Annotated in this window: 20 protein-coding genes; 9 read left to right on the top strand and 11 right to left on the bottom strand. The window is 64.9% G+C overall.

Annotated elements, in window-relative coordinates; genetic code table 11:
- The first annotated feature begins 8 nt into the window (after positions 1-8).
- From ispG to CIT39_RS32705, 3 genes are all read left to right on the top strand, one after another.
- Positions 9-1292, top strand: coding sequence for a flavodoxin-dependent (E)-4-hydroxy-3-methylbut-2-enyl-diphosphate synthase (ispG, locus tag CIT39_RS32715; RefSeq protein ID WP_094976220.1), 1284 nt, complete (start codon positions 9-11; stop codon positions 1290-1292).
- 143 nt (positions 1293-1435) lie between these two features.
- A complete protein-coding gene (locus CIT39_RS32710) occupies positions 1436-2332 on the top strand; it encodes a TauD/TfdA dioxygenase family protein (protein ID WP_162308811.1) in 897 nt (298 codons plus the stop codon).
- Between the two features lie 29 nt (positions 2333-2361).
- Positions 2362-3132, top strand: a complete 771-nt coding sequence (locus CIT39_RS32705; RefSeq protein WP_244607643.1) for an N-acetylmuramoyl-L-alanine amidase — start codon at positions 2362-2364, stop codon at positions 3130-3132.
- A gap of 22 nt (positions 3133-3154) precedes the next feature.
- Here the strand turns inward: CIT39_RS32705 and CIT39_RS32700 are convergent, their stop codons facing one another.
- The 5 genes from CIT39_RS32700 to CIT39_RS32680 all read right to left on the bottom strand — a co-directional run bounded on the left by CIT39_RS32700 (position 3155) and on the right by CIT39_RS32680 (position 6672).
- On the bottom strand, positions 3155-3439 hold the full coding sequence (locus CIT39_RS32700) for a type II toxin-antitoxin system RelE/ParE family toxin (RefSeq protein WP_094976222.1): 285 nt from the start codon (positions 3437-3439) through the stop codon (positions 3155-3157).
- Entirely contained in the window at positions 3436-3666 is a 231-nt protein-coding gene (locus tag CIT39_RS32695) for a hypothetical protein (protein WP_094976223.1), read from the bottom strand. Before CIT39_RS32695 ends, CIT39_RS32700 begins: the two co-directional genes overlap by 4 nt.
- 37 nt (positions 3667-3703) lie before the next feature.
- On the bottom strand, positions 3704-5311 hold the full coding sequence (locus CIT39_RS32690; protein ID WP_094976224.1) for a Na+/H+ antiporter: 1608 nt from the start codon (positions 5309-5311) through the stop codon (positions 3704-3706).
- 48 nt (positions 5312-5359) lie between these two features.
- Positions 5360-6217, bottom strand: a complete 858-nt coding sequence (gene bla, locus CIT39_RS32685; RefSeq protein ID WP_094976225.1) for a class A beta-lactamase — start codon at positions 6215-6217, stop codon at positions 5360-5362.
- 80 nt (positions 6218-6297) lie between these two features.
- A complete protein-coding gene (locus tag CIT39_RS32680; protein ID WP_094894613.1) occupies positions 6298-6672 on the bottom strand; it encodes a nuclear transport factor 2 family protein in 375 nt (124 codons plus the stop codon).
- 93 nt (positions 6673-6765) lie between these two features.
- Here CIT39_RS32680 and CIT39_RS32675 point away from each other — a divergent pair, with 93 nt between their 5' ends.
- Both CIT39_RS32675 and CIT39_RS32670 read left to right on the top strand, forming a co-directional pair.
- Positions 6766-7194, top strand: coding sequence for a GFA family protein (locus CIT39_RS32675; protein ID WP_094976226.1), 429 nt, complete (start codon positions 6766-6768; stop codon positions 7192-7194).
- Positions 7195-7373: 179 nt separating this feature from the next.
- Positions 7374-9197 (top strand): caspase family protein, encoded by a 1824-nt coding sequence (locus CIT39_RS32670; RefSeq protein WP_094976227.1) that lies wholly within the window; start codon positions 7374-7376, stop codon positions 9195-9197.
- Between the two features lie 34 nt (positions 9198-9231).
- Here the strand turns inward: CIT39_RS32670 and CIT39_RS32665 are convergent, their stop codons facing one another.
- Both CIT39_RS32665 and CIT39_RS32660 read right to left on the bottom strand, forming a co-directional pair.
- The gene (locus CIT39_RS32665) at positions 9232-9924 is read right to left on the bottom strand and encodes a DUF1345 domain-containing protein (RefSeq protein ID WP_094976228.1); all 693 of its coding nucleotides are present in this window, start codon (positions 9922-9924) and stop codon (positions 9232-9234) included.
- A gap of 8 nt (positions 9925-9932) precedes the next feature.
- Positions 9933-10856 (bottom strand): polyprenyl synthetase family protein, encoded by a 924-nt coding sequence (locus tag CIT39_RS32660; RefSeq protein ID WP_094976229.1) that lies wholly within the window; start codon positions 10854-10856, stop codon positions 9933-9935.
- 161 nt (positions 10857-11017) lie between these two features.
- On the opposite strand from CIT39_RS32660, the gene mtgA reads away from it, so the two are divergent.
- The 3 genes from mtgA to CIT39_RS32645 all read left to right on the top strand — a co-directional run bounded on the left by mtgA (position 11018) and on the right by CIT39_RS32645 (position 12840).
- Positions 11018-11692, top strand: a complete 675-nt coding sequence (gene mtgA, locus CIT39_RS32655) for a monofunctional biosynthetic peptidoglycan transglycosylase (RefSeq protein ID WP_094976230.1) — start codon at positions 11018-11020, stop codon at positions 11690-11692.
- A gap of 168 nt (positions 11693-11860) precedes the next feature.
- On the top strand, positions 11861-12043 hold the full coding sequence (gene rpmF, locus CIT39_RS32650) for a 50S ribosomal protein L32 (protein WP_007598106.1): 183 nt from the start codon (positions 11861-11863) through the stop codon (positions 12041-12043).
- A 143-nt stretch (positions 12044-12186) separates the two neighbouring features.
- The gene (locus CIT39_RS32645; protein ID WP_162308809.1) at positions 12187-12840 is read left to right on the top strand and encodes a hypothetical protein; all 654 of its coding nucleotides are present in this window, start codon (positions 12187-12189) and stop codon (positions 12838-12840) included.
- Positions 12841-12846: 6 nt separating this feature from the next.
- Here the strand turns inward: CIT39_RS32645 and CIT39_RS32640 are convergent, their stop codons facing one another.
- The gene (locus CIT39_RS32640) at positions 12847-13107 is read right to left on the bottom strand and encodes a hypothetical protein (protein WP_162308947.1); all 261 of its coding nucleotides are present in this window, start codon (positions 13105-13107) and stop codon (positions 12847-12849) included.
- Positions 13108-13328: 221 nt separating this feature from the next.
- On the opposite strand from CIT39_RS32640, the gene CIT39_RS32635 reads away from it, so the two are divergent.
- A complete protein-coding gene (locus CIT39_RS32635) occupies positions 13329-15023 on the top strand; it encodes a GGDEF domain-containing phosphodiesterase (protein WP_162308808.1) in 1695 nt (564 codons plus the stop codon).
- Positions 15024-15120: 97 nt separating this feature from the next.
- Here CIT39_RS32635 and CIT39_RS32630 read toward each other — a convergent pair whose 3' ends face one another.
- The 3 genes from CIT39_RS32630 to CIT39_RS32620 form a co-directional block, all read right to left on the bottom strand.
- Entirely contained in the window at positions 15121-16629 is a 1509-nt protein-coding gene (locus tag CIT39_RS32630) for a tripartite tricarboxylate transporter permease (protein WP_094976234.1), read from the bottom strand.
- Positions 16630-16633: 4 nt separating this feature from the next.
- Entirely contained in the window at positions 16634-17119 is a 486-nt protein-coding gene (locus CIT39_RS32625) for a tripartite tricarboxylate transporter TctB family protein (protein WP_094976235.1), read from the bottom strand.
- Between the two features lie 183 nt (positions 17120-17302).
- Entirely contained in the window at positions 17303-18280 is a 978-nt protein-coding gene (locus CIT39_RS32620) for a tripartite tricarboxylate transporter substrate binding protein (RefSeq protein ID WP_094976236.1), read from the bottom strand.
- Positions 18281-18289 lie beyond the last annotated feature (9 nt).

Below are 18289 nucleotides of genomic sequence, written 5' to 3'. Positions count from 1 at the left end.
GGACCCCCATGAACAAGCCCGAAACATCAATCGATTCCGACATCGCGGGGCCCGCGCCGCGCCATCGTACCACTCAGGTCAAGGTCGGCGACGTCGCCGTCGGCGGCGGTGCGCCGATCGTCGTGCAGTCGATGACCAACACCGATACCGCCGACATCGACGGTACCATTGCCCAGGTCGCAGCGCTCGCGCGCGCCGGCTCCGAAATGGTCCGCATCACCGTGGATCGCGAGGAAGCCGCTGCCGCCGTTCCGCACATTCGCGACGGCCTCGCCAAGCGCGGTATCACCACGCCGCTGATCGGCGACTTCCACTATATCGGCCACAAGCTGCTCGCGGCCTATCCGGCCTGCGCCGAGGCGCTCGCCAAGTACCGCATCAATCCCGGCAATGTCGGCTTCAAGGACAAGCGCGACACCCAGTTCGCCGACATCATCGAGATCGCCAACAAGAACAGCAAGCCGGTCCGCATCGGCGCCAATTGGGGCTCGCTCGACCAGGAGCTGCTGACCAAGCTGATGGACGAGAATACCGCCTCGTCCAATCCGCGCGATGCGCGCGCGGTGATGCGCGAAGCCATGGTGCAGTCGGCGCTGCTGTCGGCCGCGCGCGCCGAAGAGCTCGGCATGCCCAAGAACCGCATCATCCTCTCCGCAAAGGTCTCGGCGGTGCAGGATCTGATCGCGGTCTACGAGGTGCTCGCCAGCCGTTCCGACTACGCCATCCACCTTGGCCTCACCGAGGCCGGCATGGGCACCAAGGGCATCGTTGCTTCCTCCGCCGCGCTCGGCATCCTGCTGCAGCAGGGCATCGGCGACACCATCCGCATCTCGCTGACGCCGGAGCCCGGCGGCGATCGCACCCGTGAGGTGCAGGTCGGCCAGGAGCTGCTGCAGACCATGGGCTTCCGCACCTTCGTGCCGCTGGTCGCGGCCTGTCCCGGTTGCGGCCGCACCACCTCGACCACGTTCCAGGAGCTGGCAAGCTCGATCCAGGAGTTCATCCGCGACGAGATGCCGACCTGGAAGACGAAATATCCCGGCGTGGAAGAGCTCAACGTCGCGGTGATGGGCTGCATCGTCAACGGCCCCGGCGAATCCAAGCATGCCAATATCGGCATCTCCTTGCCCGGCACCGGCGAAGCCCCGGCCGCGCCTGTCTTCGTCGACGGCAAGAAGTTCCGCACGCTGCGCGGTCCCACGATCTCGGCCGACTTCAAGGCGCTGGTGATCGACTATATCGAGCAGCGCTACGGCCAAGGCATCAAGGTGCCGGTGACCGCGGCGGAGTAGTTTTACTCCAGATCAGGAATGGTAGGGCGGGTTAGCGAAAGCGTAGCCCGCCTTTTTTGCGCCCGCGAAGTGGCGGGTTACGCTTCGCTAACCCGTCCTACATTGCTACCATGCTCCCAATCAAAACGATCGGGAGACTCGCCATGAGTTCGTTATCCGGCAAGCAAGGCCCGCGCTATCGCCACACGGCCGAGGATGGCGCGCCCTACGAAACCATCGCGGTCGAGAAGCTCACCCCCATCATCGGCGCCGAAATATCGGGCGTGGACATCGGCAGGCTCGTCTCCGACGACGCCCGGTCCAACCAGCAGATGGACGAGATCCACCGCGCGCTCGCCGAAAACCTCGTCATCTTCTTCCGCGACCAGAACATCACGCCGCAGCAGCACCTCGCTTTCGGCCGCAAGTTCGGCGAGCTGCATTTTCATCCCGCAGCTCCCCACGAGGACGAAGACCCCGCGCTGATGAAGATCTACGCCGACAAGAATTCGCCGCGTGCCAATGGCGAGGGCTGGCATTCCGACGTGTCCTGCGATCTCGAACCGCCGATGGGCTCGATCCTCTACATCAAGCAGTGCCCGCCGCGCGGCGGCGACACGCTGTTCGCCAACATGTATGCGGCCTATGATGCGCTGTCCGATCGCATGAAGGCCTATCTCGATGGCCTCACGGCTCTGCACGATGGCGAGCCGATCTATCGCGGGCTCTACGCGAATTACGGCGTCGCCGACCGCCCGGCCTATCCGAACGCCGAGCACCCCGTGGTGCGCACGCACCCGGTCACAGCCAAGAAGGCGCTCTATGTCAATCGCGGCTTCACCCGCCACATCAACGGCATCCCTCGCGACGAGAGCGACGCGATGCTCGCCTATCTCTACCAGCACGCCGAGAACCCCCTGTTCCAGTGCCGCTTCCGCTGGACCGAGAACGCCATCGCATTCTGGGACAACCGCTGCACCCAGCACCGCGCGATGTGGGATTACTGGCCGCATACGCGCTCGGGGACGCGGGTGACGGTGAAGGGGGAGCGGCCGGTGTGAGAAGGTCGTGGCGTGCTCTCGCGGTCTCGCTGATCCCGCTTTTGCTTTCGCCAATCGACGTTGCGTGGGCAGCCGGTGCACCCAAGCTTGCAAAGGCGAGGTCGAGAGCGATCGCGCTGGAGGCATGCGAGCCGCGCAAATTCCGAATCGTCGTGGATGTCGGCCACACCCCGGATTCCTACGGCGCGCTGAGCGCTCGCAACGATCCGGAGTTCGGCTTCAACTTCAGGCTCGCGAGGTTGGTCACGACCAAACTCAGGCACGAAGGCTTTGCGGCGACCCGCCTGCTCGTCACCGACGGCAAGGCGCGACCGAGCCTGTTCAAGCGGGTCAGTGCCGCGAATGACGGCCGGGCCGATCTCTTCCTGTCGATCCACCATGATTCGGTGCCCGATAAACTGCTCGAGAGCTGGGAGTTCGATGGCGCGAAGAGCTATTTCAGCGACCGCTTTTCGGGCCACTCGCTGTTCGTGTCGCGGCAGAATTCGCACTTCGCCACCAGCCTGATGCTGGCCCGGTTGATCGGCAGGCAGTTGAAGGAGCAGGGGCTGCATTATGCCAGTCAGTACACCTTGCCGCTGATGGGCCGTTACCGGCGTCAGTTGCTCGACAAGGATGTCGGCGTCTACCGCTATGACGGGCTCGTCGTCCTGTCGCGGACGAGCAGTGCCGCAGTGCTGCTCGAGGCCGGCTCCATCATCAACCGCGACGAGGAAATGGCGATGAACTCGCCGGAGCGGCACGAGACGATTGCGGCGGCCGTGGCTTCGGCCATAGGAGAGTTCTGCGCGAGGCGGTAGATTGCGTCAGACATGGCAGGATTCAAGGCCGAGGCTGCTGCGCTCCATGACGCACATGGAGGATTACGATCTCGGCGTCTGCAGGATTGACCGTGTAAAAGATGAGATATGGGTAGCGAACGGTGGGGAACATGCGGACGCCGGGCTCGTCTGTAAGATGACCGACCTCGGGAAAATCCTGGAGCAGGCCGGCGACCGCTTTGATGTGCTCGACCACAGCGACCGCGGCCGTGCGATTACGCTCGTGAATATAGGAAAATATGTCGTCTATGTCCGAAAGTGAACTCTCGGACCAGCGCACCCTCATGCACTGTAGCGATTGAAGACGGCGGCAACCGCCTCGTCGCTCGCGAGCCTCCCTTCGCGCATGTCCTTCAGGCCACGGTGCACGGCATTTCGCTCGTCGTCGCTGAGGCGATAGATGCCGAGATGCCTGTTCTCGATGTCGGTCAGGGACCGCATCAGTTCCTCTTGGGCCTCTTCGGGCCAGGCGGACACGCGCTCCAGCAGGATTTCGAGAGCTTGCTTGGTCATTTGGCAATCGTAGCAGATCACGGGGCGATTTGCACGCCTACAGCGGCGTCCGCCGATACTCGCGGTTCGCCAGGCTCGCCTCCTCCAGATCCAGATCGCGCTCGATCCGGCGGCGGGTCTCGTCGGTGATCTGGCCGTCGCGCAGGAGATCGTGGATGAATTTTCGTTCGGCGGTGATCAGGTCGCGGGTCAGCGCGGTGCCGGCGGCGGAGACGTCGTGGTGGGTGGGGTCGAGTGAATCGGGGAGCTGACTGATACGGATGTCATGGCGGGCTCGCAGCAGCCGCATCACTTCGTCGGAGACGTCCTTCTCCTCAGTCAGCGCGTCGAGCGATTTCAACGCGGCGTCGAGGGCCTGGCGTCTCGCCGCGATCTCGGCCTCGTGCTCGGCGGCATGCTCGTTGCGGCCGGCCTCGGCGACGCCGAGCCAGCGCACCACCGGCGGCAGCGTCAGGCCGACGCCGATCAGCGTGACGAAGATGACGCCGAAGGCCACGAACAAAATCAGGTCGCGATACGGAAATGCATCGCCGTCGGGCAGCGTGAATGGCAGCGCCAGCGCAGCCGCGAGCGACACCGCCCCGCGCACGCCGGTGAAGGCGAGCACGAACGGCCACTGCCAGGGCGGCGCCGGGTCGCGCTTGCGCAGCGACTTGCTGAGCATCCGCGGCAGATAGGTTGCGGGATAGAGCCAGGCAAAGCGCGCGGTCACGATGATGACCAGAACCAATGCGGTCGCGATCAGGATGTCGTCGAGCGGGAACGCCTTCGATTTCTCGTAGAGCGCGCGCAGCTGGAAGCCGGTGAGCAGGAACAGCACGCCCTCGATCAGGTAGATCACGAGATCCCAGAAGAAGATGCCTTGCAGGCGCGTCGCCGACGAGATCAGCAACGGGCCGTTCCAGCTCACATAGAGGCCGCAGGCCACCGTCGCGATCACCCCGGAGCCCCCGATATGCTCGGGCAGCCAATAGGAGACGTAGGGGGTGATCAGCGACAGCGTCAGCTCGACCTGGGGATCCCCGGACCATTTGCGGAGGCGAAGGGAGAGCCAGCCGACGCCGATGCCGAAGGCGATCTCGCTGGCGACGATGAGGAGGAATTCGCCGGCGGCCAGCGGCAGCGAAAAATGACCGACCATGATGGCGGCCAGCGCGAAGCGATAGAGGATCAGCGCCGTGGCATCATTGGCGAGCCCTTCACCCTCGAGGATGACCAGCAGACGCCGCGGCATGTTGAGCCGGCGCGCGATCGCGAGCGGCGCCACCACGTCGGGCGGCGCGACGATGGCACCGAGCAGGAAGCCGATGGTCCAGGGCAGGCCGATCATGTAGTGCGTGGCGGCCGCCACCAACGCCGCAGTGAAGATCACGGCGCCGACCGCGAGCAGCACGATGGGGCGCAGATTTTTCCGGAATTCGCGCCAGCTCATGGCGACGCTGGCCGAGTAGATCAGCGGCGGCAGCACCATCAGCAGCACCAGTTCCGGCGGCAATTCCACCGCCGGCATGCCCGGCACGAAGGCGAGGCCGACGCCGGCCAGCATCAGCAGGATGGCAGGGGCGACGTTGAAGCGGCGCGCAGCGAGAGCCACGCCCGCCAGTACGGAGAGCAGGATGAGAAAGGTCTGAAACTTCGCTTCCATGACGGCCTGTCTTGACCCGGAAGCGACTGCTGCGTCAATGCGTGCGGCTTACGCCAGCCGTTCGGCCACCATCCGCCCGATGCGTGCAAAAGCGGCTTCGATCTGCGCCGCGTTCGGCGTGCCGCCCTGGGTATAGGCCGCCATCAGGATCGGCGTTTCGGGCTTCGGCCAGGCGACCGCGATATCGCCCGAAGCATCCTTGCCGTTGTTGCCGGTCTTGTCGCCTATGGTCCAGCCTGCGGGCAGGCCGCCGCGCAGCCGGTTCGCGCCGGTCTTGCAGTTCACCATCCACTCCGTGAGCAGGGCACGCGAGGCCGGCGTCAGGGCCTCGCCCACCACCAGGCGCCGCAAATTTCCCGCCATCGCTGCCGGCGTCGTGGTGTCATGGGGATCGCCGGGCGGCGAGCGGTTGAGTTCGGGCTCGTTGTGATCCAACCGCGAGGTGGTGTCGCCGAGCGACCGCCAGAACGCGGTGAGCGCGGCGGGGCCGCCGATCCGCGCCAGCAGCAGATTCGCGCAGGTGTTGTCGCTGAGTTCGACGATCGCCTTGCACATGTCGCTGACCGACATCGCGCCGGCCGCAAGCTTCTGCTTGGCGACCGGCGCATACTCCAGCAGATCGGCCTTGCCGTAAGCGATCGTGGCCGCAAGCTTCTCTTCGCCGCGATCGACCCGAGCCAGCACGCAGGCCGCGAGCGAGGCCTTGAAGGTCGAGCACATCACGAAGCGCTCGTCGGCGCGCCAGGTGAGCTTCTTGCCGGTCGCAAGGTTCTCCGCATAGACCCCGATCCGCCCGCCGCTCTCGCGCTCATAGGTTTCGAGTTCGGGCGGGGGCTCGGCGGCCAACGCGGGGGAAGCCGCGATCCAGCATAGCGAGGCGAGCAGGGAACGGCGATCGAGCGGCATGGGAAGCCATCATGCGAGTGGAGACCACCCAGAATGGGCGCCGAGCGCGGCGGATATTGGGCAACAGAAGTGCTGCGCCTTCACTCCCTCAAATCGTACCGATACGACTTCGACACGATCTGCCAGCCGTCCGCGAGCTTCATCGCCACCAGGTAATCGGTGAAGAAACGCGGCGGCAGCTGACATCGCACCTTGATGAAGGCGGTCTTGTCGTCCGAACGGTCGATGGTGACGATGAAATCCTCGCGCGGCTTGCCCTCGGCCTTGGCGGAGGCGCGTTTGCGGACGCGGTCGAGCCAGTCGGGGACGGTCAGGACCTGGAGCTCGCCCTTCTCGACCCAGCGCAAGTCAGCGGAGGGATGGAAGATGGTGCCGAGCTTCTCGGCGTCGCCCTCGTAAAGCCCGTCGAAATAGGATTGCACGACGGCTTCGACACTCGAACGGTTCTGGCTCATGGGTCATCCTTTTGAATGATGGCTTGGGCGGAACTTAGTCGTACGCATCGAAATGCGCTATGGGTGTCTCGCTCATCGCGCGAGGGTGTTGGCATGACCGGATCAGAAAATTCGAACGTTCGTATCCTGATCGGCGAATGCTACTGCCGCACCGTGCGGTTCGAAGTGGTCGACGCGTTCTCCTATGCGATGAACTGCCACTGTTCGAACTGCCGTCGTACCACCGGCTCAGCGTTCAAGCCGTTCGCCGGCATCGCGCAGGACAAGCTCCGCATTGTCCGGGGTGGCGACCAGAGGATGATTTTCGGCGACGACACGACCCATGATGCCCATTGTGGGCGATGCGGCTCGCTGCTTTATTCCCGGGTGCGTGAAGGACAATGGGTCCATGTCGCCATGGGAACCCTGGTCGATGCCCCCTCGATCCGGCCAAGCGCCCACATCTTCGTGGCCTCGAAGGCGCCCTGGCACGACATAACGGACAATCTGCCGCAATATCGGGGGCATATCGGGGTTGTCTGAGGGAAACCGGTTTGCCCGCATCGGTCGGCGAACCGCGACCGCGCTGGTGCGACAAACTAAGGGGGCTCTCTGGTAGTTGCCGGCACAGCCTTCGTGACCTCCATCACAAGTGCCGGCACCAGATCCTGCTAAAACGATCCCAAAGGGGCCCAGATGGCCCGAACTTCGGAAGTCGTGTCATGCGCAATCTGCTCAGACTTTGCCCGCTTCTCCTCGCTGCCGCGTTGCTGTTCGGCGCCGGGCCCGCTTTCGCCGGAAAGCGGGTCGCTCTGGTGCTCGCCAACTCGGCGTATCAGCACGCGCCGTCGCTCGCCAACCCCGTCAATGACGGTGCGGTGATGGCGAAGACACTGAAGGAAGCCGGTTTCGATGTCGTCGATTCCCGGCACGATTTGTCGGCGCAGGAAACGCGGCGCGTGCTGCGCGAGTTCGCCGACGCGACCCGAAGCGCCGACATCGCAGTGGTCTACTATGCCGGCCACGGCATCGAGGTCGAGGGCTCGAACTATCTGATTCCTGTCGACGCCAAGCTCGAGCGCGACACCGACGTCTATGACGAAGCGCTGTCCCTCGACCGCGTTCTGGTCGCGGTCGAGCCTGCCAAGCAGCTCCGCCTGGTGATCCTGGATGCCTGCCGCGACAATCCGTTCGGCAAGACCATGAAACGCACGGTGGCATCGCGCGGCATCGGCCGGGGCCTCGCCCAGGTCGAGCCGACCAGCCCCAACACCCTGATCGCCTATTCGGCCAAGGCCGGCTTCACGGCCCAGGACGGTGACGGCGCCAACAGCCCATTTACGGTCGCGTTGTCAAAGCATCTGGCGACGCCGGGTCTCGATGTTCGCCGCGCCTTCGGCTTCGTGCGTGATGACGTGCTCAAATCGACCGGCAACAAACAGGAACCGTTCGTCTACGGCTCGCTGGGCGGTGAGGACGTGCCGTTGGTGCCGGTCAAGGTGGCGGCTGCAGCTCCGGGGGCACCCGTGGCAAACCCGCAGGCCGATATCCGCCGCGACTACGAACTCGCGCTCCAGGTCGGCAACCGGGCGGCGTGGGCTGCCTTCCTCGCCCAGCATCCCGATGGCTTCTATGCGAGCCTTGCCAAGCTTCAGGTCGAGAAAATTGGTGCCGAGCAGGCCCATGCGGCTGCCACCGAGAAGGCGAAACAGGCCGAGGCAGAACGCGATCGTCTTGCCGCGCTTGGCGCGCAGAAGGATGCGCAGGTCAGGGCGGCGGCCGATGCGAAGGCCGCCGAGCAGGCGCAGCTCGCCGCGCAGAAGGCCAAGGAGCAGGCGCAGCAGCAGGCAGCTGCCGCCGAGCAGCAGCGCGTCAACCTCGCCGCCGCGGCGCCGGGCGCTGCGCCGACCAGCACGGTGAGCCCTGCCGGCACCAACGTCGCCTACCTGACGCCGGCGACCGCGCCGGCCGATCTCAGCCGCTCGGTGCAGACCGAGCTCGGCCGCGTCGGCTGCTACTCCGGGCAGGCCGACGGCAACTGGAATACGCCCTCTCAGCGCTCGCTGTCGCAGTTCAACCGCTATGCCGGCACCAAGCTCGACGTGAAGGTGGCGAGCACGGACGCGTTGGATGCGGTCAAGGCCAAGCCGTCGCGGGTCTGCCCGCTGGTCTGCGAGCACGGTTTCAAGGCCGATGGCGACAAGTGCACGAAGATCGTCTGCCGTGAGGGCTATGCGGTCAACAACGATAATGAGTGCGAGAAGCAGCGCGCGGCCAAGCCGGCCAAGCCCGCAACGGCGAAGCGCGACGACGGTGATGAGCGTCCCGCCCGGCAGCGTCGTCAGGGCGGCGGCGCCGCTGGCACGGCGGGCGGCTATGGCGCCGCGGCCGGCATTGCTGCTGCAGCAGGTGCCAGCCGTCCCTCGGGTGGTGGCCAGATTTTCTGCAACAACACCGGCTGTCGCCCGGTCAACCGTGGTTGCCATCTCGAATATCGCGGCGGTGGCGGTCCCTCCAATGACGCCAATGCCGAGGTTTGCAACTGACACTGCAAGTCGTCCCGGCAGTGCCGGGACGATGTCAGTTCGAGATGGCGCTCGCCGCGATATTGACCGTCAGTGCGAGCAGGGCCGTGTTGTAGATGAACGACACGATCCCGTGCGCCGTGGCCGTGCGGCGGATCGTCTTGTCGGTGATGCCGACGTCGGAGACCTGCGCGGTCATGCCGATCACGAAAGAGAAATAGACGAAGTCCCAATAGTCGGCGTGGTCTTCCTTGTCGCTGCTCGGGAACTGAAGGCCGCCCGGCTTGGCGTTGCGATAATAATCGTGCGCGTAGTGCAGCGCGAAGGTGGTGTGTACGCCGGCCCATGACAGCGCGATGGTGCTGATCGCGATGGTCAGCTCCAGCACGCCCCGATGCGGTGTGCCGAGCTCGGAGACGATCGCGGCGATGCTGGCGAAGGCGCCGATCGCCGTCACCAGCAGGATCACGAAACGGCCGTCGTCCTGCATCGCGGCGGCGCGCCTGATGTGCTGGTGGTCGTTGCAAAGCATCATTGCGTAGACCAGCACGAGATAGACCGCGATCAGCGCATCCCACCCGAACAGGAGCCGTGTCACCAGCCGGTGCGAGCCCGGCAGCAGCAGGCAGACCAGGACACCAGCCGCGAGCGCGATGAAGGTCCGGGGCCGTGCATAGATCAGCCGGACCGGCCGCGACATCTTGCGGAATCGGGCGAGGGCGGGATCTTCTTTGCCCCCGACCGCCATTGGTATCGTCAGTTCTTCCGCTCGGCGACGAAGCGCGCGGCGGCCTGCAGCACGGCGGCGCGATCGCCGAAGATCGAGACGGCGCTGTCGGCCCGCGCGAGCAGGTCGCGCACGCGCTGCTTGGCGCCTTCGATGCCGAGCTGGGTGACGAAAGTGGTCTTGCCGAGCGCCGCATCGGCGCCGGCCGGCTTACCGAGGGCCGCCGCGTCGCCCTCGACATCGAGCAAGTCGTCGGCGATCTGGAAGGCTTCGCCGAGCGCGCGGCCGTAATCGTCGAGCGCCTGATATTCTTTCTGCGAGGCCTCGCCGAGGATCGCGCCGGCGATACAGCCGTAACGCAAGAGCGCACCGGTCTTCATCTGTTGAATGCGGGCGACGTCGATCGGCTCGTTGCCCCCAAAGCGGCCTTCGCCGGCGAGATCGAGGATTTGGCCGCCGACCATGCCGCCGATGCCGGCGCAGCGCGCCAGCGCGCGCGTCAGCAGCAGCCGCACATTGGCGTCGCGATGGATCTCGTCGCGGGTGACGATGTCGAAGGCGAGCGTCAACAGGCCGTCGCCGGCGAGGATCGCGGTGGCGTCATCGGTCTTCTTGTGCAGGGTCGGGCGGCCGCGGCGCAGGTCCGAATTGTCCATGGCCGGCAGATCGTCGTGGATCAGCGAATAGCAATGGATGCATTCCAGCGCAGCGCCGACCAGCAGGGCGGCTTCACGGGGGACCCCGAACACAGCCGCGCTCTCGACCACCAGGAACGGTCGCAGGCGCTTGCCGCCGTTCAGGCTCGAATAGCGCATTGCGTCCATCAGTCGCTTGGGCCGGGCGATCTCATCGTGCAGGATGTTGTCCGACAGCAGGCGGCCGAGCAGGGCCTCGGTATCATCAGCGGTCTTGTCCAGACGTTTGGCGAAATCGGACGGGGACGTGCCGGTCATCAAGAAGGGCTCCAGAACTAAAATTCGGCGGGACAATCCTTTATGAGCCCGCCTCAGTCAATCGTTTGGAAGGCCTAAAAAGTGCTGGAAAAGGTCCGAATTATCACAGACTTAATGGCAGGATCCGTGGCCGCTTCTGGTTCGGGGCCGGAGAGGTCGATTTGCGCATCGTCAAATTCCTGCTGATAGCGCTCGCGGTCGTCATTCTCGCGCCCTATGTGATCGCGCCGTTCTACCGCATCGGCCATCCCGTTTCGACGCTGATGGCGTGGCGCTCGCTTCGCGGCGCGCCGATGCAGCGGGAATGGATCGACCTGGCGGCGATGTCGCCCGCACTTCCGCGATCGGTGATCGCAGCCGAGGACGCCCATTTCTGCAAGCATCACGGCATCGATTGGGGCGCGCTGCGCGAGGCCATCGACGACGCCCAGGAGGACGGGACGCCGTTCCGGGGCGCCTCCACGATCACCCAGCAAGTCGCGAAAAACCTGTTCCTCTGGCAGGGCCGGGACTTCGTCCGCAAGGCGCTCGAATTCCCGCTGGCGCTCTGGATCGACCTCGTCCTGCCCAAGCCGCGGATCCTGGAGATCTACCTCAACATCGCCGAGTTCGGTCCGCGGGGCCAATTCGGCGTCGAGGCGGGCAGCGCCTATGCCTTTGGCAAATCGGCCGCCGGCCTTTCCCCCCGCGAGGCGGCCCTTCTGGCCTCGATCCTCCCAAATCCGGTCAAACGCAGCGCCAAAACCCCCGGCCCGGGCGTCCGGCGGCTGGCAGGGACCTACGTGGCGAGGGCGCAGGCGAACTCGCTCGCGACCTGTTGGCGGGAAAATCGCTGATTTTGGGCCCTTTTCGGGCGCATTTTCCGGCCCAAGAGCCTAGCTTTGCGGCCAGCCTTCCTCTATAAGCGCGGCCTTGATCGGCATTCAGCTCGCCTCGGATTGCGGGTGCTGAGCCGTCCCTCGCGGACGATGCCCTGATAACACCAATCCCTAGAGGATGTAGAAATGGCTGTTCCGAGAAGAAAAACCTCGCCGTCGCGCCGTGGCATGCGCCGCTCGGCAGACGCCATCAAGAAGCCGACCTATGTGGAAGACAAGGACTCCGGTGAGCTCCGTCGTCCGCATCATCTCGACCTCAAGACCGGCATGTACAAGGGCCGTCAGGTCCTGAAGAAGAAAGAGTCCTGAGTTAAGGACCTTTCTCCGGGCAGGATCATTTCGCCTGCCTGATTTCGGCCAACCCATGAGATATGACAGTGGCGGCGGCGGAGCTAATGCTTCGCCGCCGCATTGTCCTGTCTGGATATCTTGATCGAGAAGGCCTTTCGCCGATGGTCGGTTTCCCGCTGCTTCTGATTCCGCTCGCGGTCTACAACATCATCGCCTTCCTGATGCCGACCGTGTCCTTCACGGATGTGCTGTTCAAGGTGCCGATGGTGTCAGGCGAGGCTTGGCCGGTCACGCTGGCCGACTTGATGCTGGCGCTCGGTATCGTGCTGCTGCTGCTCGAAGTGGTTAAGGGCGCGCGGCCCGGCTCGAAATTCCTGATGGATCATCTGTTGTCGCTGATCCTGTTCGGCGGGGCCGCGGCCGAATTCGTGATATGGCCCAAATTCGGCAACTCGACCTATTTCCTGCTGGTGCTGCTCGCAATGGCCGATTTCCTCGGCGGCATTGCCCAGCGCACGCGCCGTCGCGTCACCTATGTCGCCGAGACAACCGTGCCGGCGCCGCGCAAGGCCAGGCGTCAAGTGGAAGCTCCGGCGGACGACGCCGTGGCCGAGCCCAAGTTCGAGCCGGTGTCCGCGCCGCTCGCAGCACCGGTGACGCCGCCCGCGCCCTCGGCACAGTCGGTCGCCGAATCCGTCTTGATGGACCCTCCCGCGCCGAAGCCGGTGCAGAGCGCGCCCTCGCCGGAAGTCCCCTCGCCGCATTTGCAGCCGGGCGACGGCACGTCTCCGTCCCCCGACACGCCGCCGCGCTGATTGATCTCAAACCACCTGCCGCGTGCGCGCGCTGACGCTTTGAAGCGGGCGCTTGCCGCCATAGGCCGTCTGCGCATCTTCGGAGGAGGCGCGGCGCAGCCGGTTCGCCTGGGGCAGATGTTCGGCATTGGCGATCAGCTGGGCGACGAAGCTCGGATCGGGACGCGGCAACGGCGTCTTGTAAACCCGTTGCAAAATCGGCAGGAGCGGCACCATGGCCGTGCCTGTGCCGTTCTCCGTCGCGTCCGATCGATCCGTACTCAACATCGCAATCACCGTTGATCCGGCAGAGCCTGTCGCATTTCGGGACGCTGGCGCCGGGGGCGTGTCAGTACTCGCAAGGCCTATGCCGGACGGGCCGGTCTGGTTCCCCGGCCCGTAGAAACGTGGTTTCCAAATTGTTTATGAACTTTGCCTAGGGTTGGCGACGAATCTGGCTTTATCCTGTGTCAGCTCAGGACTTCCCGCTGTCCCGAAACGAGGCGACTTTGACCCCCGCATTACCGCAAGCCTCTGACATCCTGGCCGCCCTCGGCCAGGCCGTGTTCGCCTGGGATATCGGCAGTGATGCGATCGTCTGGGGTGATCAGGTCGCCAGCGTCTTTCCCGGCATTCCCGTCGAGCGACTGGCGACCGGCGCCGAATTTGCCAAGCTGATCGAACCCGCGCAAACGCTGCGGACCGCAGCGCTGGCGCAGACCTCCGCCGTGCACGGCGCCGACGGTACGCCCTACCGGGTCGAATACGGCGTGCGCATGAGTGCCTCCGATCCCGTGGTCTGGGTCGAAGAGACCGGCCGCTGGTTCGCCGGCCCCGACGGCCGCCCCACGCGTGCGATTGGCTCCGTTCGCATCAACAGTGAGCGCCATGCCCGCGACGAGGAGCTGACGAAGCTGGCCCGGCTCGATCCGCTGACCGGCGAGCTCAACCGCTCTCATCTGATTGCAGCGCTGGCCGAGGCGATCGAGGAGACCACCCGCTTCCGCTCGACCGCGGCCTTCATGCTGGTCGGCATCGACCATCTCGCCCGCGTCAACGACGCCTTCGGCTTCGACGTTGCCGACGCCGTGATCCTCGACATCGCCAAGCGCATCCGCTCGCGCCTGCGTGGCGGCGACGTGCTCGGCCGCTTCTCCGGCAACAAGTTCGGCCTGATCCTGAAGACCTGCACCGTCGACGACATGAACGTCGCCGCCGAGCGTTTCCTTGCCGGCATCCGCGATGAGGTGGTGCCGACCAAATCCGGCCCGGTCTCGGTCACCGCCTCGATCGGCGCGGTCAGCCTGCCGCGCTATGCCCGCAACGCCGACGAAGCCGTCAACCGCGCCCATGAGACGCTGGATGCCGCCAAGCGCCGCCGCGTCGGCTCGTTCGCGGCCTGGCGTCCGGATGCGGCGCGCGACGCACAGCGCCGCGTCAACATCCGCGTCACCGACGAAATCGTCACTGCGCTGAACGAGCGCCGCATCAAGCTCGCCTATGAGCCGGTGGTGTCGGTCGCCTCGCGCGAGCGCGCGTTCCACGAATGCCTGGTGCGGATGGACCAGGGCGACGGTCAGGTGCTGCTCGCGCCCGACATCGTGCCGGTCGCCGAACGGCTCGGCCTGATCCGCCTGGTCGATCACCGCGTGCTCGAGCTCGTGGTCGCCGAGCTCGCCGCCGCGCCCGACATCAGCCTCAGTCTCAATATCTCGCCTGATACGACCATGGATCCGGACTGGTGGGCGGGGATCGAGTCGCTGATGCTGGCCCATCCCGGCGTCGCCGAGCGGCTGATCGTCGAGATCACCGAGACGGTCGCGATCCAGGACATCGACGATGTCCGCGGCTTCGTCACGCGGCTGAAGAATTTCGGTAGCCGCATCGCCATCGACGATTTCGGCGCGGGTTACACCTCGTTCCGAAACCTGCGCAAGCTCGGCGTCGATATCGTGAAGATCGACGGCGCGTTCGTGCAGAACATCACACATTCCGCCGACGATCGCGCCTTCGTGCAGACCTTGATCGATCTCGCCCGACGGCTCGACATCAAGACGGTGGCGGAATGGGTGCAGGACGAAGAGGCCGCAAACATGCTGCGCGACTGGGGCTGCGACTACATCCAGGGCCGCCTGATCGGCTTGGCATCGGCCGAGCGGCCGTGGGGCGCGCCGCCGGATAGCGCGCTGCCGGCGGCGGGGTAGCGTTCCACGTTAGAATTTTCCCTTTGAAATCAATCCCCATCTACTGTGCATGGGGTTGTTTTCGCAAAATTGCACTTTAGCCGACCTCTGCAAAACGTCATGCCCCCTCATCCAGCGCCACCAGCTCGCGTTTCTTGCGCAGCGACGGCAGCAGCGGCGCGATCAGCAGCACCAGTGCGAAGGTGAGGCACACTGCCGAGATTGGCCGCTGCACGAAGGTCCACAGATCGCCCTGCGACAGGATCAGCGATTTGCGCAGATTGTTCTCCATCATCGGCCCCAGCACGAAGGCCAGCACCAGCGGCGCCGGCTCGTAGCCGAGCTTGCGCATGAAATAGCCAATGATGCCGAACGCGATCATCACGTAGACGTCGAACACGTTGTTGCTGGAGCAGTAGACGCCCAGGATCGTGAACAGGATGATCAGGGGGAATAGGATGTTGTAGGGCAGCTTGAGCAGTTGCACCCACATGCCGATCATCGGCAGGTTCAGGACCAGCAGCATGACGTTGCCGATATACATGCTGGCGACGATGCCCCAGAACAGGCCGGGGTTCTGCGTGATCAGCAGCGGTCCCGGCTGCAGGCCGTGAATGACGAAGGCGCCGAGCAGCAGCGCCATCACCACGTTCGGCGGAATGCCGAGCGTCATCAGCGGAATGAAGGCGCCGCCCGCCGCGGCGTTGTTCGCTGATTCCGGCCCGGCGACGCCTTCGATCGCGCCATGGCCGAATCGTTCGGGCGTCTTCGACAGCCGCTTCTCCAGCGCGTAGGAGGCAAAGGACGCCACCACCGCGCCGCCGCCCGGCAGGATGCCGAGGAAGAAGCCGAGGATGGTGCCGCGGCCGACCGGCCCTGCGCTCGCCTTCCAGTCCTCTCTGCTGGGCAGCAGATGGGTGATCCTGGTGTTGATGATGTCGCGCTTGATCGCCTGCTCGGTATTGAGCAGCACCTCGGCAACGCCGAACAGGCCCATCACCACGGGCACGAGCCCGATGCCGTCGATCAGCTCCATGCGGCCGAAGGTCAGACGCGGCTGCGCCGTGATGCTGTCGAGCCCGATCAACCCGAGCACGACACCGATGCACGCCATCAGCAGCGCCTTTGGCATCGAGCCCTGCGTCAGGAAGGTGAGCACGATGAGGCCGAGCACCATCAGGCTGAAATATTCGGCCGGGCCGAACGCGATGGCGACGCTGGCAAGCTTCGGCGCGACCAGCATCAAGGCGATCAGCGCAAACGTGCCGGCAAAGAAGGAGCCGAAGGCGGAGATGCCGAGCGCGGGACCCGCGCGTCCCTGCTTCGCCATCTGGTGGCCGTCGATGCAGGTGACGACGGAAGCGGCCTCGCCGGGAATGTTGACCAGGATCGAGGTGGTCGAGCCCCCATACATCGAGCCGTAATAGATGCCGGCCATCATGATGATGCCGGATTCCGGCGTCCCCGACAGCGTGACCGGCAGCAGCAGCGACATCGCCGAGATCGGCCCGATGCCCGGCAGCACGCCGACCAGCGTGCCGATGAAGACGCCGATGAAGCAGTAGAGCAGGTTGACCGGCAGAAGCGCGACGCCGAACCCATGGGCGACATTGACAAGCGTATCCATAGGGTCAACCGATCCCGAACTGGCCCGAGGGCAGCTGGATCAACAGCAGCCGCTTGAGCACCCACCACATGCCTGATGGCACCAGCACCGCGATCGGAATCGCCAGCGTCCAGCGCACGGGATCGATCAGCCGCAACAGCAGCAGCATCAACGGGATCGAGGACAGCAGGAAACCGAGCGGCTCCAGAGCAATGGAGAATGCCACCAGACAAGCGATCAGCAGGAGCGGCTTGCTCCAGCGCGCATTCTCCCAGCGCGAGGCCAGCGTCGGCGCGCCTTCGGTGACCGCCGAGACGATGATGGCACCTGCGAACACGCACATCAGGATGCCCGTGTAGAACAGCACGTAGCCGGAGCCGGGATCGTTGATGGTGCCGAGCTTGAGCTTCATGCCGGACCAGATCACGAAGCCGCCGAGCGCGAGCCCGATCAGCCCGCCCCAGAGTTCGGAGTTGCTGAGGCGGAGCTTGACGTTGGTTTGATTGTTCATCGTGATCCTCTCGTGCCACGGACTCAGCGCAACACCATAAGTGCGTTCACGCACGTCTTCGACGTGCTATGGTGATGCGATGCAGAGCCGGGGCCCATGAGTGTGGACGAAAAGATGGGTCCCGGACGCGGTGCACCACTGAAGAAGCGCTGCACCGCGTCCGGGACACGCAGGCCGCCTAATCTACTTCTTCGCCAGCCCGAGCGTTTCGATCACCTTGCGCTCTGACTCCGTGACCTCGACGACGAACTTCTTGTAGTCCTCCGTGTTCTTGTAGTTCGGCACCATGTCGTATTTGGCGAGCGTTGCCACGACGGCGGGGTCCTCGACCGCCTTCTTGAAAGCATCGTGCAGCTTGGCGACGATCTTTGGATCGAGGCCCTTCGGGCCGGCGATGCCGAACGGGGAGTCATAGACCATGGGATAGCCGAGCTCCTTCAGCGTCGGAGTGTCGGGATAGTTCGGCGAGCGTGCGCCGGTCCATACCATCAGCAGCCGCAGCTTGCCGGCATCGACCAGCGGCCGCCATCCCGTGGAATCCGCCTGAAGCATCGTGTGCTGTCCCAGCACCGCGGCGTTGGTCTCTGCGCCGCCCTTGAAAGGAACTTGCGTCAGCTTGATGCCGGACATCCCGGCGATCTGCTCCATGCCGATATGCAGCGAGGTGCCGGCGCCCGGTGTGGCATAAGTCACCTTGCCCGGGTTCGCCTTCGCGAACTCCACCACGTCCTTCCAGGTCTTGAACTGGGATTCCGCGCTGGTGGTCACACCGAAGGTGTAGCCGGTGAGATGGATGATGTAGGTGAAATCCTTGGCCGGATCCCACGACACCTCCTGCATCAAAGGCAGGCGGAACACGGTGATCGGAATCTGCGAGATAGTATAGCCGTCCGGCTTCGCGGCCGCCGCCATGGTCGCAGGTCCCACTGTGCCGCCGCCGCCGGCCTTGTTGTCGATCACGATCGGCTGCCCCAGCACCTTCGAGGCGCTGTCGGCGATGGCGCGCATCGAGATGTCGGTCGATCCGCCGGCCGGCCACGGCACGATCAGCGTGATCGGTTTGCTGGGATAATCCTGTGCGGTGGCGGCCGTCGAGAGCAATGCGCCCATGACGGCATGCATCGTGGCAAATGCGATCGTCTTCAGCCCGTATCGCGGCATCGAAACTCC

The organism is Bradyrhizobium symbiodeficiens, from assembly GCF_002266465.3.
GTDB lineage: Bacteria > Pseudomonadota > Alphaproteobacteria > Rhizobiales > Xanthobacteraceae > Bradyrhizobium > Bradyrhizobium symbiodeficiens.
This window is presented reverse-complemented; position numbering and strand designations above follow the sequence as displayed.